This is a genomic window from Geodermatophilus sp. CPCC 205506, from assembly GCF_051383635.1.
Taxonomy (GTDB): Bacteria; Actinomycetota; Actinomycetes; order Mycobacteriales; family Geodermatophilaceae; genus Geodermatophilus.
In genome coordinates this window covers 45,989-61,626 of record NZ_JALPKP010000007.1, presented here as the reverse complement: position 1 = coordinate 61,626, position 15,638 = coordinate 45,989, and the positions used below count along the sequence as shown (strand labels likewise).

Below are 15,638 nucleotides of genomic sequence, written 5' to 3'. Positions count from 1 at the left end.
GGGCTGCTCAAGCGCGGTGCAAGCGCGCCCGAAGCAGCGCCCGGCACCGTCCCGGGCATGACGACGACGTTGTCCGTCCCGCTCCCGGCTCCGGCACCCGCCCCGCTCGCCGTCCCGGCCCCCGTCGAGGTCGCCGCCCGCCCGGCACCGCCGGTGCGCGCCGGGACCGCCTGCCCGGTCGAGCGGCGGGCCCTGCGCACCGGCGCCCGCGACGTGGCCGACGCGCTCACCGGGATCGCCTTCGACGCCCCCTGCTGCCCGCGCCGGCAGGCGGAGCTGGTCGGCTTCTCCGACCGGGTGCTCCGGACCGTGCGGGCGGTGGCCGGGCGCGCCGACGACCCCGCGCTGCGGACCGCCTGCGACGCGGTGGCGGCGGCCGCTCCGCTGTTCGCGGCGTGCGTGAGCGCCGGCGCCCCCGGCCTGGCGCGGGCGTGGTCGGAGCTGGCCGACCTGCTGGAGGAGCCCGGGGCCGAGCACCGGCACGGGCCCGGCGAGCTGCTCGGCTGCGAGCACCGGTTCCGGGCGGCCGTGGGGTCGGCGCGGTTCGCCGTCCCGTGGTTCCTGGACGCCTGCTCGCCCCGCGAGCGGGTGCAGGTCGTGGCGGCCGCGCCGCGCGCGGTCCGGCTGGCCCTGCGGCTCGGCGAGGACCGCTGGCTCGCCCGCCGCGCCGGCGTGCGGAGCGCGTCGCACTGACCCGCCCCGGGGGGCGCACCGACTCCGCTCCGGGCGCACCGGCCGTGTCCCTGCCGGTGCGCCCGGAGCGGTCAGGTCAGGGAGCCGCTTTGAGGTTCTTGCGCAGGATCTTCCCGGCGGAGGACTTGGGCACCTGCTCGATGAACTCGACCAGCCGGATCTTCTTGTGCGGCGCCACCTTGCCGGCCATGTACTCCATGACGGACTCGGCGGTCAGCGTCGAGCCGGCGGCCCGGACGACGAACGCCTTGGGCAGCTCCTCGCCGCTCTCGGCGTCCGGGACGCCGATGACCGCGGCGTCGGCGATCTCGGGGTGGCCGAGCAGCACGGCCTCCAGTTCGGCCGGGGCCACCTGGTAGCCCTTGTACTTGATCAGCTCCTTGACCCGGTCGACGACGGTGTAGACCCCCCGGTCGTCGACGACGGCGACGTCCCCGGTGTGCAGCCAGCCGTCGTCGTCCAGGGTGTCGGCCGTGGCCTGGGGGTTGTTCAGGTAACCCTTCATCACCTGCGGCCCGCGCACCCAGAGCTCGCCCCGCTCCCCGGAGCCGACGTCCTGACCGGTGGCCGGGTCGACCAGCCGGCACTCGGTGCTCGGCACGGCCACGCCGACCGAGCCCTTCGGCACCGGGCCGGTGAAGCCGGGCGGCTCCATGCCCGCGTCGGGGGTGCTGTGCGAGACGGGGGACAACTCGGTCATCCCGTAGCCCTGCGCGATGGTGACGCCGGTGTCGGCGCCCTTGCGCAGCCGGCGCTCCGCGGCGAGCGCCAGCCCCTCGTCCAGCGGGGCCGCGCCCGAGGTGATGGTGCGCAGCGAGGAGAGGTCGTACTGGTCGACCAGCGGGTGCTTGGCCAGCGCCAGCACGATCGGCGGCGCGACGAAGGCCCGGGTGATCCTCTGCTCCTGGATGACACGGAGGAAGTCGTCGAGGTCGAAGCGCGGCAGCGTCACCACGGTGCCGGCGACCAGACCCTGGTTCATCAGCACGGTGAGCCCGTAGATGTGGAAGAACGGCAGGACGGCGATGATCCGCTCGTCGCCCTCGGACGCGTTCATGATCGGCCGCATCTGGAGCACGTTGGCCACCAGGTTGCGGTGGGTGAGCATGACCCCCTTGGGCAGGCCGGTCGTGCCGCTCGAGTAGGGCAGGGTGACCAGGTCGGTGGCCGGGTCGATGTCGACCTGCACCGAGGGCACGTCGCTGCTGAGCAGGTCGAGCAGCGACGCGTGGCCCTCGGCGCCGTCCATGACGACGATCTCGTCGACCGGCGCCGTGTCGACGGCGGCCATCGCCCGCTCGAGGAACGGCGAGACGGTGATCAGCACCTTCGCGCCGGAGTCCCGCAGCTGGAAGGCGATCTCGTCGGGCGTGTAGAGCGAGTTGATCGGCGACATCACGCAGCCGGCCGCGGCGATCCCGTGGAAGACCACCGGGTACCAGGGCGTGTTGGGGCAGAAGACGGCGACGACGTCGCCCTTGCGCAGGCCCCGCGCGTGCAGCGCCGCCGCGACGCGGTCGACGTAGGCGGTCAGCTGGCCGTGGGTGATCGTGTCGCCGGTGAGCCCGTCGACCAGCGCCGCGGCCCCGGGCCGCGCCGCGCCCGCGGACAGCACGTAGGCGGGGACCGACAGGTCGGGGATCTCGACGTCGGGGTACAGGCTGGCCAGCGCCACGGAGGAGCTCCTCATCTCGTCAGGTGTGGCGCCAGTCTCACACCTGACGTGGCCTGGGACACAGGGGGGTTACCCGCCGGTACGGATCACCGGGGCCACAGCACCGACTGGGTGCAGCGGAACAGCGCGAGCGTCTTCCCGGAGTCCGCGGACGTGACCACGGCGTCCCAGACCTGCGTCGTCCGGCCGGCGTGGGCGTTGGTGGCCACGGTGGTGACCCGGCCCTCGCGCACCGTCCCGAGGAAGTTGGTCTTCAGCTCGATCGTGGTGAACCCGGTCGAGCCCTCGGGGAGCAGGGCCCGGGTGGCCAGCCCGCAGGAGGTGTCGGCGAGGCCGACGACGGTCGCGGCGTGCAGGTACCCGTTGGGCGCGAGCAGCTCCGGCCGCACGTCGAGCGCGGCCTCCAGCCGGCCGGGCTCGTGCGCGGTGATCGCGAGGCCCAGCAGGCCCGGCAGCGTGCCCGGCAGCAGCGCGTTGAGCTCGTCGGCGGTGTGGAACCCGGTGGCGGCCATGGCGCGGGACCCTATCGAGGCCGCCGCCGGGTCCGGGTGCGGGTCAGCCGGCGGTCTCCCAGAGGCCGAGGACGTTCCCCTCCGGGTCCCGGACGTAGGCGGCGAAGCCCATGTCGCCCACCGGCATCTTGGGCGTCACCGTGGCGCCGCCGAGCTCCTCGATCCGCTCGAGGGCGACGTCGATGCTCTCCACGTCCACGACGATGACCGGCGTGCCCGAGGGACCGCCCTCGCGCGCCATCATCCCACCGTTGATGAACCCCGGCTCGGTCGGTCCCTGCTCACCGCTGGGGCCCGACATGACCAGGGTGTAGCTCATCTCCGGCATCTCCTGGACCTGCCAGCCGAAGGCCTCCTTGTAGAAGCTGCGCGCGCGGTCCCCGTCGTCGAAGGGGATCTCGAAGTGCACGACCCTGCCGCTCATCCCGCTACCTCCTCGGCGTTGGTGCGGGGCACGCTAGACCTGCGCAGCGCCGCCGACCAGGGGCTTCAGGCCAGGCCACGGGTGGTGCGCAGCGGCGCCCGGTCGCCCCGGATGGCGGCGACCATGTCCAGCGTCTGCCGGGTCGCCGCGACGTCGTGCGCGCGGAACACCGTCGCGCCCAGCCAGGCGCTCACCGCGGTGGCCGCGAGGGTGCCGGTCAGCCGCTCCTCCAGCGGGACGTCGAGGGTCTCCCCGACGAAGTCCTTGTTCGACAGCGCCACGAGGACCGGCCACCCGGTCGCGACCAGCTCGTCCAGCCGTCGGGTGGCCTCCAGCGAGTGCCGGGTGTTCTTGCCGAAGTCGTGCCCGGGGTCGACGAGGACCCGCTCCCGGTGCACGCCCGCCGCGACCGCGGCCTCGGCCAGCGCCGTCGTCCGGGCCACCACGTCGGCCACGACGTCGTCGTAGGTCATGCGGTGCGGGCGGGTCCGCGGCGGCAGCCCGCCCGCGTGCGTGCACACGATCCCGGCGCCGGCCTCCGCCGCGACGGCGGCCAGCTCCGGGTCGACCCCACCCCACGCGTCGTTGACGACGTCGGCGCCGGCGGCCAGCGCCTCCCGCGCCACCTCCGCCCGCCAGGTGTCGATGGAGATCGGCAGCGTGGGGTGGGCGGCGTGGATGGCGGCGACCAGGTCGACGGTGCGGCGGATCTCCTCGGCCGCGTCGACGTCCTCGCCCGGAGCCGCCTTCACCCCGCCGACGTCCACCATGTCCGCGCCCTCGGCGACCACCCGGTCCACCCGCTCGACGGCCGCGGCGAGCTCGTAGGTGGCGCCGCGGTCGTAGAAGGAGTCGGGGGTGCGGTTGACGATGGCCATGACCACGAGCCGCCCGGGCGGCACGTCGAGAGCACCCAGGCGCAGCACGCCGTCACCCAACCAGACCACCGGACGCCGCCCGTGCGCAGGCATAGGAAGCTATACCCACGTACCGGCGGCCAGGACGTAGGTATTGCTTCCTATGCCTGCGGTCTCCTCAGTCGAGCAAGGCCTGGTTGACCAGCGTGCGCAGGTGGCTCCGGATCGGCAGCACGCTGGAGGGCAGCAGCTGGGTGAAGAAGCCCACCGTGAGGTCCTCGACCGGGTCGACGTAGAACGCGGTGGACGCCGCCCCGCCCCAGCTGTAGTCGCCGGGGCTGGCCATCACGCCGTAGCGGGCGGGGTCGATGACCATCGAGAAGCCCAGGCCGAAGCCCACCCCGCGCAGCGGCGTCTCGGCGAACAGCGGCCGGCCGAAGGTCTCCAGGTCGGCGTTGCCCGGCAGGTGGTTGCGGGTCATGTGCGCGATGGTGCGCGGGCCCAGCAGCCGGCCGCCGTCGTAGGAGCCGCCGCGGCGCAGCAGCTCGGTGAACCGCAGGTAGTCACCGGCGGTCGAGACCAGCCCGCCGCCGCCGGAGAGGAACGCCGGCTTCCGGTGGGCGCCGGCGCCCATCGTGTCCAGCGGCGCGTAGGTGGTCGCCGGACCGCCGGGCTGCGCCGGGACGGCGGTGTAGAGCCGGGCCAGGGACTCGGGGTCGTCGTCCTCGCGGAGCCCGAAGGAGGTGTCGGCCATGCCCAGCGGGCGGAAGATCCGCTGCTCGAAGAACTCGTCCAGCGACTGGCCGGAGACCACCTCGACCAGCCGGCCGAGGACGTCGGTGGAGACGCCGTAGTTCCACTCGGTCCCGGGCTGGAACACCAGGGGCATCGAAGCCCACTGGCGGCACACCTCGGCGGCGTCGGCGCCGGCCGGGGTGCCCCACTCGTGCCCGGCGGCCCGGTACATCGCATCGACCGGGTGGGTGTGGTGGAAGCCGTAGGTCAGCCCCGAGGTGTGGGTGAGCAGGTGCCACACCCGGATCGGCTCGGTCTGCGGAACGGTGACCGGCTTCAGCGCCGAGCCGGCGACGTAGACGCGGGTCTCGGCGAACTCCGGCAGCCAGCGGGCGATCGGGTCGGTGAGCTCGAAGGCGCCCTCCTCGTAGAGCATCATCGCCGCGACCGAGGTGATCGGCTTGGTCATGGAGTAGATGCGCCACCGGGTGTCGGTCTCGACCGGCAGCCCCTCCTCCACGTTCCGGTAGCCGTACCGGCCCACGTGCACCAGCCGGCCGTGGCGGGCCACGGTCACGAGGAACCCGGGCAGCCGCCCCTCGTCCACCCAGCGGGCCAGCCGCCGGTCGATGCGGGTCAGCCGGGCCGGGTCGAAGCCCACCTCGGCGGGGTCGGTGTCCACCTGGAGCGCCGTCGTCACGTGTCCTCCGATCCGCGGGCCGCCCGCCGTCGGGCGGCGCCTGCCCCGCATCCTGACTCACGGCGCTGTGGACCAGGTCACACGGGGGGGCCGCCCGACGGGCGACGCCGCCGATCACCCCGGGACGTCGCCGGGCTGCCGGCGGTCACACGGGGACGTTGCTGGCGGCCTTCTTCAGGTTGGAGCCGGCGGTGACCTTCACGGTGTTCGCGGCCGGGATGTCGATGGACTCCCCGGTCTGCGGGTTGCGACCGGTCCGCGCCGACCGCTGGGTGCGCTCGACGGTGAGCAGCCCGGAGACGGCGACCTTCTCGCCACGGGTGATGGCCTCGACCAGCTCCTCCTGGAGGCCGGCGAGCACCGAGTCGACGGTGGCGGCGGGCACGTCGGCGCGCTTGGCGATGGCGGATACGAGTTCTGCCTTGTTCACGGGTGTCCTCTCGACGGTGACGGAAACTGTCCCGACCTCGGCGGATGTGCCGAGGCCGGACCGGGGGCACCGTGCCATGCCGGTACGACAGCCCGCCACCGAGGGGGGTGAACGGGTCCCTCACGTCCCACCGGTCCCACCCGGTCGGGCGACGGTCGCGGCTCTCCTGCAGGGTCCCGTCGCGAGCCTGCGAGCGTCGGGGGGCAGGAGGGCCCTTCCTCTAGCGTGGGGCCCATGCCGCAGATCCCCGGGACCGACCTCACCGTCAGCGACCTCTGCCTGGGTGGCAACGTGTTCGGCTGGACGGCGGACGAGGCGACGTCCTTCGCGCTGCTGGACCGCTTCGGCGACGCGACGCCGAGCACCCGGGCGCCGTTCGTCGACACCGCCGAGTCCTACGGCAAGGGCCGCTCGGAGGAGATCCTCGGCGCCTGGATGGCCGATCGCGGGATGCGCGACCGGGTGGTGGTGGCGACGAAGGCCTCGCCGCTGGAGAAGGAGCACCCGCTGTCGGCGGCGGAGATCCGCACCGCGGCGGAGGGGTCGCTGCGACGGCTGCAGACCGACCGCATCGACCTGTACTACGCGCACTACGACGACGAGACGACGCCGCTGGAGGAGACCCTGCGTGCGTTCGACGAGCTGGTGCAGGCGGGGAAGGTGCGCTACGCGGCGGCGTCGAACTACTCGGGGGAGCGGCTGACCGAGGCGCTGGAGACCTCGGAGCGGCTGGGGGTGACCCGCTACGTCGCGCTGCAGCCGCACTACAACCTGATGGAGCGGCCGGCCTACGAGGACGAGCTGCGCGACGTCGTCGCCGCCCGCGGCATGGGGGTGCTGCCGTACTTCGCCCTGGCGCGGGGCTTCCTGACCGGCAAGTACCGGCCGGGCGAGGCGGTCGACTCGCCGCGGGCGAAGGGGGCGGCGAGGTACGTGGGGGAGAAGGGCGACCGGGTGCTGTCCGCGCTCGCGGAGGTCGCGGACGCCCACGGGGTCACCGGCGCGGCGGTCGCGCTGCGCTGGCTGGCCGACCAGCCGACCGTCGTCGCGCCGATCGCCAGCGGCCGGTCGGTCGAGCAGCTGGCCGACCTGCTGCCGATGCAGGACCTCGTGCTCACCGACGACGAGCGGCAGGCGCTCACCGACGCCTCGGCCTGAGCGATGGAGTTGATCCGTGGGCGTCATGCCCACGGATCAACTCCGTGCGGGCTCAGATCGTGTGGATGTGCTGGCGCACGGCGGCCACGAGGTCGGGCGTGACGTCGGTGACGCCGTGGTCGGCGGCCGCGTGACCGGCGACCAGGGCGAGGATGCCGCCCTCGTCCGCGGCCGAGAAGCGGGCGCTGCAGCCGGGGATGACGTCGCCGCAGGCGAAGGTCTTCATCGTCGGGGTCCTTGTCGTCGTCGTGGAGGTGGTGCGGGCCGGGCCGCCCGGGCGGGCGTCCGGGGTCTGGGGTTCAGCGGCGCGCAGCCGCGGCGGCGAGGTCCTCGACCCGCAGCAGGCCGAGGACCTCGCCGGTCGGGTCGGTGCACACGACCGGGTCGAAGCGGGAGGCCGCGGGGCGGGTGAGGGCCCGCCGCAGCGCGTCGGTGATGTCGGTGGACGGGTGCACGCGCAGCGACACCGGCGCGGTGAACGCGGCACCGGTCCGGGCGTCGGCCAGCAGCAGCCCGACCGGCTCGCCCAGGGGGCCGACCAGCACCGCCGGCGGGATCCCGGGCAGCGCGTCGCGGACGTCGCACTGGCGGACCGGGCGGAGCAGGCTGGCCACGCTCTCGGTGAGCCGGGCGCGGGCCACCTGGGCGTGCAGCAGGTCCACGACCTCCGGGGCGAGGGGCGCGAAGTACGGCGCCGGGCGGCCGAGCACCCAGCCCTGCCCGAGCGGCACCCCGAGGCGGAGGAAGACGGCCAGCTCACCGGGGGTCTCGATGCCCTCGGCCAGGAGCCAGGCGTCGATGCGGCCGGCGAACTCGCCGACCAGCTCGGCCAGCGCGACGCGGACGGGGTCGTTGTCGGCGCCGGTGACCAGCGCGCGGTCGAGCTTGACCAGCTGGGGGCGCAGGGTGGCCATCTGGTGCAGCCCGGAGTAGCCGGCGCCGGCGTCGTCCAGCGCGATCAGCGCGCCACGGGCACGCAGCAGGTCGGTCTGCCGGCGCAGCTCCGCGGGGTCGTCGACAGGGGAGTGCTCGGTGAGCTCGACGACCACGCGGGCCAGGTCGGGCCGCCCGGCCAGGGCGTCCTGCACCGGCGCGCTGCCGAGCAGGTTCGGGCTGACGTTGACGGTGAGGAAGGTGTTCTCGGGCAGCAGCGGCACGGCGTCGAGCGCCTTGGTGATCGCCAGTGCCTCCAGCTCGGCGGCCACCCCCCACTCGGCCGCCGCGGAGAACCAGACGTCCGGCCCGGCGGTGCCGGGAAAGCGGGAGAGGGCCTCGTAGCCGGCGATGCGCGCGGCGGCGAGGTCGACGATCGGCTGGAAGGCCAGCGTCAGGTCGTCGGGGTCGGCGAGCAGCGGCCGGCAGTCCGGCAGGGTGCGCACTCGGGTCCCCGGCATGCAGTCGGCATCGTCCCGGGCGCCCGGCCGCTTGACCGGCTCCGGCCCCGGACTCACCCCTGCGGGGGAGCGACGCCGGATCGCGCTCGGAGGACGATCCGGTGTCGTCCGCCACCGACGTGTCAGCATGGTGCGTCGTCGCGGCAGGCGCAGGGAGTCCGCTGCAGCAGCGGAAGAGGGGGGCTCGGCCTGGTGCTGTCCGCATGCCCTCCACCCGGAGCCGACGTCCTCGGCGACCCGCACCGCGTCGCCGCCGCCCGCCGGCTGCTCGTCGAGGTGCCCGGTCCGGCCGCCTTCGACCGGCTCTCCGGCCTGGCCGCCCGGCTGCTGGGCATCCGGCACGCGAAGGTCACGCTCTTCACCGACCAGGACACCGTCGTCGGCGGGTACGGCCTGCCGCCGGGCGTCGTCGGGGGGCCGGCGCTGCTGACCGGCGCCATCTCCGCGATCACCGTCCGCCGCGGCAAGTCCCTCGTCGTCCCCGACGCCACCGTGCACCCGGGGGTGGTCGACCTCCCGGCGGTCACCTCGGGCCAGGTCGCGGCCTACCTCGGTGCCCCGCTGGTGGCCGACTCCGGCCACGTCGTCGGCGTCCTCGCCGTCTACGACCCGGTGCCGCGGGCGTGGTCCGACGACGACGCCGCCCTCCTGGAGCAGATGGCCGCCTCGGTCAGCGCCGAGCTGGAGCTGTCGGCCGCGCGGTCGGCGATCGGCGCCTCGCTGGCCCGGCTGGACGTCGCCCTGGAGGCCAGCGCGATCGGCATCTGGGAGCGCGACCTGCGCACCGGCGCGGTGCGCTGGGACGAGCGCTGCGCGGCGATCTTCGGGCTCGACGGCGCCGTGGAGATCGACTCGGTCGAGGACATCATGACCGAGCGCATCCACCCCGACGACCGCGCGGCGGTGACCGAGGCCATGCGGGAGGCCCTCGCCACGAGCGGGGAGTACCTGGTGGAGGCCCGCGTCGTCCGCGTCGACGGCGGCGTGCGCTGGACGGTCTCCCGCGGGCGGGTGGTCTGCGACCCGTCGGGGCGGCCGGTCCGGGTGCTGGGGACCGCCGTCGACGTCACCGCCGCCCGCGACCAGGCGGAGCGGCGCATCGCCGCGGTGCAGCGCGCCGCGGCCATCGCGGAGGTCGCGGCGGAGCTGGCCAACGCCACCCGGGTCTCCCAGCTGGCCGAGATCGCGCTGCGCGGCGCCGCGGTGCTCGGTGCGGAGTCCATCGGGCTGGCGGTCTTCGACCCGCGCGACGAGAAGCTGTACCTGCACGTGACCCGCCGGATCGTCGACGTCGTCGCCAGCGAGGCCGACGTCCAGCTGCCGGCGGACGGGGTGGAGACCCCGCTGGACGACGAGCTGCCCACCCAGTACGTGGCCCGGCACGGGGAACGGCTGCTCTTCGCCGACGCGGCGGAGGCCGAGGCACGGTTCCCGCGGATGGTGGCCATCAACGCCGTGCTGGGCACCCGGGCGCTGGCCGCGCTGCCGCTGCGCGTCGAGGGACGGCTGCTCGGCAGCTTCATCGTGGTCTGGACCACCGAGCACGCCTACAGCGAGAGCGACGTCGAACTGCTGGAGGGCTTGACCGCCCAGATCGCGCTGACCGCGTCGCGGCTGCAGGCCGACGCCGTGCGCGCCGACGCGGTCGCCGCGATGGCGGAGGCCAACGGGCGGCTGCAGCTGCTGGCCGACACCGGCCGGGTGCTCTCCGGGAGCCTGGACATCGGCCAGCAGATCGGCCAGCTCGTCGACCTCGTCGTCCCCACCCTCGGCGACTGGTGCTGGCTGGTGGTCACCGACGAACAGGGCCGGCTGCACGAGCTGGCCTCGGCGCACCACGACCCCACGCTGCGCGCCGAGCTGGAGCTGTACGTCCACTCGATGGTCGCGGTGATGACCGACCACGCCGCGGCCACGGTGGTCACCCGCACCGGCCGGCCGCTGGTGCTCCCCGACATCGACGGCGACCGGATCGCGCGGGCCATCCCGGAGGCCGCGACCCGGGAGCTGCTGTCCCGGCTCGGCCTGCGCTCGGGCACCGTCGTGCCGCTGGTCGCCCGCGGCCAGACGCTGGGTGCCCTGGGGCTGTTCAACGGCACCGATCGCGGACCGCACACCCAGGCCGAGATCGACACCGCGGTCGAGGTGGGCCGCCGGGCCGGGCTGGCCCTGCACCACGCGCGGCTCTACGGCCAGCAGCGGGTGCTGGCCGACGCGCTGCAGCACAGCATGCTCACCGCGCCGCCGGAGCCCGACCACTGCGAGATCGTGGTCCGCTACGTGCCGGCCGCGGCCGGCGCCGAGATCGGCGGCGACTGGTACGACGCGTTCCTCGAGGCCGGTGGCGCGACCGTGCTGGCCATCGGCGACGTCGTCGGCCACGACAGCCGCGCCGCGGCGGCGATGGGGCAGGTCCGCGGGCTGCTGCGCGGCATCAGCTACTCCAGCGGCGCGCCGCCCGCCCAGGTGCTCAGCCGGCTGGACGCCGCGATCCGCGGGTTGGCGCTCGACACGATGGCCACCGCGCTGGTGGCCCGTCTCGAGCAGGACGACGCCGACCTGCGGCGGGACCGGACCCGGCTGCGCTGGTCGAGCGCCGGGCACCCGCCGCCGGTGGTGGTGTCCCCCGACGGCGAGGTGACCGTGCTGGACCCGCTGCCGGCCGACCTGCTGCTCGGCGTGCTGCCCGGGACGTCGCGCAGCGATCGGGTCGCCGTACTCCCGGCCGGCAGCACGGTGTTCCTGTACACCGACGGGCTGGTCGAGCGCCGCGACCGTGACCTCGACACCGGGACCGAGCAGCTGGTCACGGTGCTCCGCGAGTCCGCCGGGCTGACCCTCGACGAGCTGTGCGACGAGGTGCTGGAGCGGCTCTTCCTCCCCGATGCGGAGGACGACGTCGCGCTCCTCGCCGTCCGCCTGTTCAGCCAGACCGAGCCGCGCCCGGCCGAGGCGGGCCCGCAGCAGGTCCCGCCGGGGATCGAGCCGGCGCCCGACGTCCAACCGCGGGCCGGCACCGCGACCTGACGTCAGGTCCGGTCGCGGCGGCGCCAGCGGGTGCCGCGCTCGGCGCGGCGGCGCCGGCGGGTGCCGTCCCCGGTGCGGCTCCGCCGGAGCCGGCGGCGCGCCTGCCCGGGCAGGTCCACGGCGACCGGTGCGGTCCACCCGCGCCACACCGACAGCACGCGCAGCGTCGCGACCAGGACGATGACCAGCGCCGCGACCGGGATGGGGTCCAGGCCGGCGGGCCCGGCGAGCAGTGTCAGCGCGGTCGCGCCGAGCAGGGCGGCGACGGCGTTGTAGGGGCCCGGTTGCACGATGTCGGCCCGCTGGGCGAGCAGGACGTCGCGGATGAGCGCGCCGCCGACCGCCGTCAGCGTCCCGATGAAGACCACCGAGGCACTGGGCAGGCCGGCCAGCTGGGCCTTCTGCGCGCCGATGACGGTGAAGAACCCGAGTGTGACGGCGTCCAGCACCACGAGCAGGCCGGTCAGCCGGGACAGCCAGCCGGAGAAGTAGAACGTGACCATCGCCGTGACCGCGACCGTGGGCAGGTAGGCCCGGTTGGTCAGCGCCACCGGCGGGCCCTCCGCGAGCAGGACGTCGCGGATCAGCCCGCCCCCGAGCCCGCCGCTGACCGCCAGCAGCAGGACGCCGGACACCGCGAACCCCTCGCGCGCCGCCAGCAGGCCGCCGGTGAGCGCGCCCACGACGATCGCCGCGAGGTCGACCAGGGCCGGCACCCGCAGGGTCTCGGTCGCGGCCGCGAGGATCTCCACGGCCGGGCATTCTCCCTGGCCGCCGGACGGCTCCCGCTGCTGGTGACAGGACGGCCGCGGCGTCGCAAGCTTGCGCAGCACCAGTGCACCCCGCCGCACCCGAGGAGGCAGCCGTGCCCGTACGCCCGCCGGACGAGAACGAGGTCGCCGCGCTGGCGGCCAGCTACGGCATGAAGCCCACCCCGGAGGAGGTGGCCGCCTACACGCCGATCGTCGCCGCCTTCCTCACGTCCTACGACGCGGTCGAGGAGCTCTACGCCGGCATCGCCCCGCAGGCGCCGGGCGACCGGCCGAGCACCCGCCCCGCCGAGACCGACAACCCGCTCGGTGCCTGGTACGTGACCACCGACATCCACGGTGCCGCCGACGGTCCCCTGGCCGGGCGGACCGTGGCGGTCAAGGACAACATCGCCGTCGCCGGCGTCCCGATGATGAACGGCTCGCACACCGTCGAGGGCTACGTGCCGGCCGAGGACGCGACGGTGGTGACCCGCCTGCTCGAGGCGGGTGCGACGGTCGCGGGCAAGGCCGTCTGCGAGGACCTCTGCTTCTCCGGCGGCAGCCACACGTCGGTCACCGGCCCCGTGCGCAACCCCTGGGACCCGTCCCGCACGACCGGCGGCAGCTCCAGCGGCAGCGCCGCCCTGGTCGCCGCCGGCGAGGTCGACCTCGCCCTCGGCGGGGACCAGGGCGGGTCGATCCGCATGCCCGCCGCGTTCTCGGGCATCGTCGGCCACAAGCCCACGCACGGCCTGGTGCCCTACACCGGGGCGTTCCCCATCGAGCTGACGCTCGACCACCTCGGCCCGATGACCCGCACGGTCGCCGATGCCGCGGCCGTGCTGGACGTCCTGGCCGGCCGCGACGGGAACGACCCGCGCCAGCCCGCCGACCTGGCCCCCGAGCAGTACGCGGATGCCCTCGGCGGGGACGTGTCCGGCCTGCGGGTCGGCGTCGTCGCCCAGGGCTTCGGCTGGGAGGAGCTCTCCGAGCCGGGCGTGGACGACACGGTGCGCGCGGCCGCGGGCCGGCTGCGCGAGCTGGGCATCGAGGTGGTCGACGTCGACCTGCCCTGGCACCGGCACGCCCTGCACGTCTGGAACGTCATCGCCACCGACGGCGGCACGGTGCAGATGATCGAGGGCAACGGCTACGGGTGGAACTACGAGGGCCGCTACGACCCGGAGCTGGTCGCCCACTACGGCCGCCAGCGCCGCGAGGTGGTCGACCGGTGGTCGCCGACGGTGACCGCGGTGGCGCTGGCCGGCCGCTGGTCGATGGAGCGGGAGCAGACCCGGCACTACGCGATGGCGCAGAACCTGGCCGTCGAGGTGCGCCGGCAGTACGACGCCGCGCTGGCCGACGTCGACCTGCTGGTCATGCCCACCGTGCCGATGGTCGCCCCCGAGATCCCGGCGGCGGACGACCCGATCGAGGTCCGGGTCGCCCGGGCGCTGGAGATGATCGTCAACTGCGCGCCGTTCGACGTGAGCGGGCACCCGGCCACCAGCGTCCCGGCCGGGCTCTCGCAGGGGCTCCCGGTCGGCATGATGCTGGTCGGCCGCCGGTTCGAGGACACCACCTGCCTGAAGGTGGCGCACGCCTTCGAGCAGCTGGTCGGCGGCTTTCCGCGCCCGCCGTCCCGCTGAGGAGGTCAGGCGCCGCGGTTGTTGCGGAGGATCGTGCCGGTCCCGTTGTCGGTGATCTTGGTCGTGCTGGTGAGCCCGGTGAGGTCGTTGCCCTCGATGACCACTCCGCTGCACGCCGCCGAGACCCGGACCGCACGGGCGGTCGTGGTCCCTGCGGCCCGCGTGAAGGTCGAGGTCGCCACGCGCGCCCCGGGAGCGGCGACCAGGTCGACCCCCCACCGGTCGTTGCCGATGTCGGTGAACCGGCACTCCTCGACCGTCAGGCTGCCCACCGGCGCGATGGGCCCGGCGACGAGCACCCGCTTCCCCCGGGTGCCGGCGAACGAGGACCGCCGCATCCGCACGTTCGCGCCCCCGTCGACCACCGCGACGACGTCCGTGCCGCCCGACGGGGCCGCGAAGGTGCACTGGTCGAAGGTGACGCCCCTGGTGCCGGGGCCGCTGGTCCGCAGCACGCTGTTCACCGGGTTGGTGATGCTGGTCCGGGTGAAGGTGAGGTCGGTGATCGCTCCCCGCCCCGGCTCGGTCTGGATGCGGATCTCCTGCGCCTGGGCGTCCGCGGCGCCGGCCATGTCGACCGCGCAGTCGGTGAACGACAGCCGCGCGATGGCCTTGGTGCCGTGTGAGTTCTTGACCACGATGCCGCGGTTGGCGCCCTTCCCCCGGCAGTCGCGGAAGGAGCAGTCGGTGATCGCGGCGTTCCTCATGGCCGTGTCGCCGCCGGTCCACTCCAGCAGGGCGACCATGAACCGGCAGGTGGTGCTGGCGCCGGTGCACCCGACGAAGCTGCCCCCGCTGATCGGCAGGTCGTAGAGCAGGGCACTCGGGTCGCCGATGGGCACGAACTGGAGGGCGTCGTCGCCGGACTCCACGTGGCACGCGGTCGCGAGGAAGCCGGTGCCACCGATCACCCGGATGCCCCCGGTGCCGGTGGTCCGCGCGCTGTTGACGATGCGCACCCGCTCCATGCGGCCCCGGTCGCCGGCGAACATGACCGCCTGCCCGCCGGCGTACGTGTCGATGGTGAAGTCGCGCAGCAGCACGTCGTCGCCGTACACGGCCAGGATCACGCCGGTCCGGCTGTGGTCCCGGGCGCCGATCGTGCCCGGCCCGGTGATCCGGACCGCGTTCGCCCGTGCCGCGAAGTCGGCGTTGCGGAGGAACGCGCCGGCGAGGCCGGGGGCCACGGCCCAGTCCTTGAGCAGCTTGGAGCCGCTCTCCAGCTGCAGTTGCACCCCGGTGCGCAGGTGCAGGCTGCTCGTGCAGCGGTAGGTGCCGGCCGGGACCACGCCGACGGCCGCCTGCGTCGCCGTCGCGTCCATGAGCTTCTGCACGGCGGCGGTGTCGTCGGCGACGCCGTCGCCCACGGCGCCGTAGTCCCGGAGGTTGAGGACCACCGCCCCCGACGCCCGGGGGTGCCCCCACGGCACGAGCAGCGGCAGGGCGGCGAGGCCCCCGACGACCAGGACGTCGCGCCGGCTGAGCACCGGGTAGGCGGCCAGGATCGGGGAGCGGGGCGGGGGGCTGGCGGTGTCGACGTCCATGGGGAAAGGCCCGTCACTCGAGGAGCGTCTCCCGGCGCCCCGGTGCATGGTGCGGGAAGGATGCAGCGGAACCGACCCGTCCGCCAGT

At 74.7% G+C, this 15,638-nt stretch carries 14 protein-coding genes; 4 read left to right on the top strand and 10 right to left on the bottom strand.

What is annotated here, in order from left to right; translation table 11 throughout:
- The first annotated feature begins 57 nt into the window (after positions 1 to 57).
- On the top strand, positions 58 to 693 hold the full coding sequence (locus tag MY520_RS05860; RefSeq protein ID WP_436691023.1) for a hypothetical protein: 636 nt from the start codon (positions 58 to 60) through the stop codon (positions 691 to 693).
- Positions 694 to 769: 76 nt separating this feature from the next.
- Here the strand turns inward: MY520_RS05860 and MY520_RS05855 are convergent, their stop codons facing one another.
- From MY520_RS05855 to MY520_RS05830, 6 genes are all read right to left on the bottom strand, one after another.
- The gene (locus MY520_RS05855) at positions 770 to 2,368 is read right to left on the bottom strand and encodes an AMP-binding protein (RefSeq protein WP_436691021.1); all 1,599 of its coding nucleotides are present in this window, start codon (positions 2,366 to 2,368) and stop codon (positions 770 to 772) included.
- Positions 2,369 to 2,454: 86 nt separating this feature from the next.
- Positions 2,455 to 2,880, bottom strand: coding sequence for a PaaI family thioesterase (locus MY520_RS05850; RefSeq protein WP_436691019.1), 426 nt, complete (start codon positions 2,878 to 2,880; stop codon positions 2,455 to 2,457).
- 43 nt (positions 2,881 to 2,923) lie between these two features.
- The gene (locus tag MY520_RS05845) at positions 2,924 to 3,304 is read right to left on the bottom strand and encodes a VOC family protein (protein ID WP_436691017.1); all 381 of its coding nucleotides are present in this window, start codon (positions 3,302 to 3,304) and stop codon (positions 2,924 to 2,926) included.
- A gap of 65 nt (positions 3,305 to 3,369) precedes the next feature.
- Complete coding sequence (gene folP / locus MY520_RS05840; protein ID WP_436691015.1) at positions 3,370 to 4,230, bottom strand: dihydropteroate synthase; 861 nt, start codon at positions 4,228 to 4,230, stop codon at positions 3,370 to 3,372.
- Positions 4,231 to 4,339: 109 nt separating this feature from the next.
- Positions 4,340 to 5,596, bottom strand: a complete 1,257-nt coding sequence (locus MY520_RS05835; RefSeq protein WP_436691013.1) for a serine hydrolase domain-containing protein — start codon at positions 5,594 to 5,596, stop codon at positions 4,340 to 4,342.
- A 145-nt stretch (positions 5,597 to 5,741) separates the two neighbouring features.
- Positions 5,742 to 6,104, bottom strand: coding sequence for an HU family DNA-binding protein (locus MY520_RS05830; protein ID WP_436691011.1), 363 nt, complete (start codon positions 6,102 to 6,104; stop codon positions 5,742 to 5,744).
- Positions 6,105 to 6,260: 156 nt separating this feature from the next.
- On the opposite strand from MY520_RS05830, the gene MY520_RS05825 reads away from it, so the two are divergent.
- Positions 6,261 to 7,184, top strand: a complete 924-nt coding sequence (locus MY520_RS05825) for an aldo/keto reductase (protein ID WP_436691009.1) — start codon at positions 6,261 to 6,263, stop codon at positions 7,182 to 7,184.
- A 52-nt stretch (positions 7,185 to 7,236) separates the two neighbouring features.
- Here MY520_RS05825 and MY520_RS05820 read toward each other — a convergent pair whose 3' ends face one another.
- Both MY520_RS05820 and MY520_RS05815 read right to left on the bottom strand, forming a co-directional pair.
- On the bottom strand, positions 7,237 to 7,410 hold the full coding sequence (locus MY520_RS05820; RefSeq protein ID WP_436691007.1) for a DUF1059 domain-containing protein: 174 nt from the start codon (positions 7,408 to 7,410) through the stop codon (positions 7,237 to 7,239).
- A 73-nt stretch (positions 7,411 to 7,483) separates the two neighbouring features.
- A complete protein-coding gene (locus MY520_RS05815) occupies positions 7,484 to 8,578 on the bottom strand; it encodes an EAL domain-containing protein (RefSeq protein WP_436691005.1) in 1,095 nt (364 codons plus the stop codon).
- 192 nt (positions 8,579 to 8,770) lie between these two features.
- On the opposite strand from MY520_RS05815, the gene MY520_RS05810 reads away from it, so the two are divergent.
- Positions 8,771 to 11,605: a SpoIIE family protein phosphatase gene (locus tag MY520_RS05810; protein ID WP_436691003.1), complete on the top strand. Its 2,835-nt coding sequence runs from the start codon at positions 8,771 to 8,773 to the stop codon at positions 11,603 to 11,605.
- 2 nt (positions 11,606 to 11,607) lie between these two features.
- Here the strand turns inward: MY520_RS05810 and MY520_RS05805 are convergent, their stop codons facing one another.
- Positions 11,608 to 12,357 (bottom strand): trimeric intracellular cation channel family protein, encoded by a 750-nt coding sequence (locus tag MY520_RS05805; protein WP_436691001.1) that lies wholly within the window; start codon positions 12,355 to 12,357, stop codon positions 11,608 to 11,610.
- A gap of 113 nt (positions 12,358 to 12,470) precedes the next feature.
- Here MY520_RS05805 and MY520_RS05800 point away from each other — a divergent pair, with 113 nt between their 5' ends.
- Positions 12,471 to 14,006, top strand: coding sequence for an amidase (locus MY520_RS05800; protein WP_436690999.1), 1,536 nt, complete (start codon positions 12,471 to 12,473; stop codon positions 14,004 to 14,006).
- A 5-nt stretch (positions 14,007 to 14,011) separates the two neighbouring features.
- Here MY520_RS05800 and MY520_RS05795 read toward each other — a convergent pair whose 3' ends face one another.
- Positions 14,012 to 15,550 carry a glycosyl hydrolase family 28-related protein gene (locus tag MY520_RS05795; protein WP_436690997.1) on the bottom strand — a complete coding sequence of 513 codons (1,539 nt, stop codon included), beginning with the start codon at positions 15,548 to 15,550 and terminating at the stop codon, positions 14,012 to 14,014.
- Positions 15,551 to 15,638: the final 88 nt, after the last annotated feature.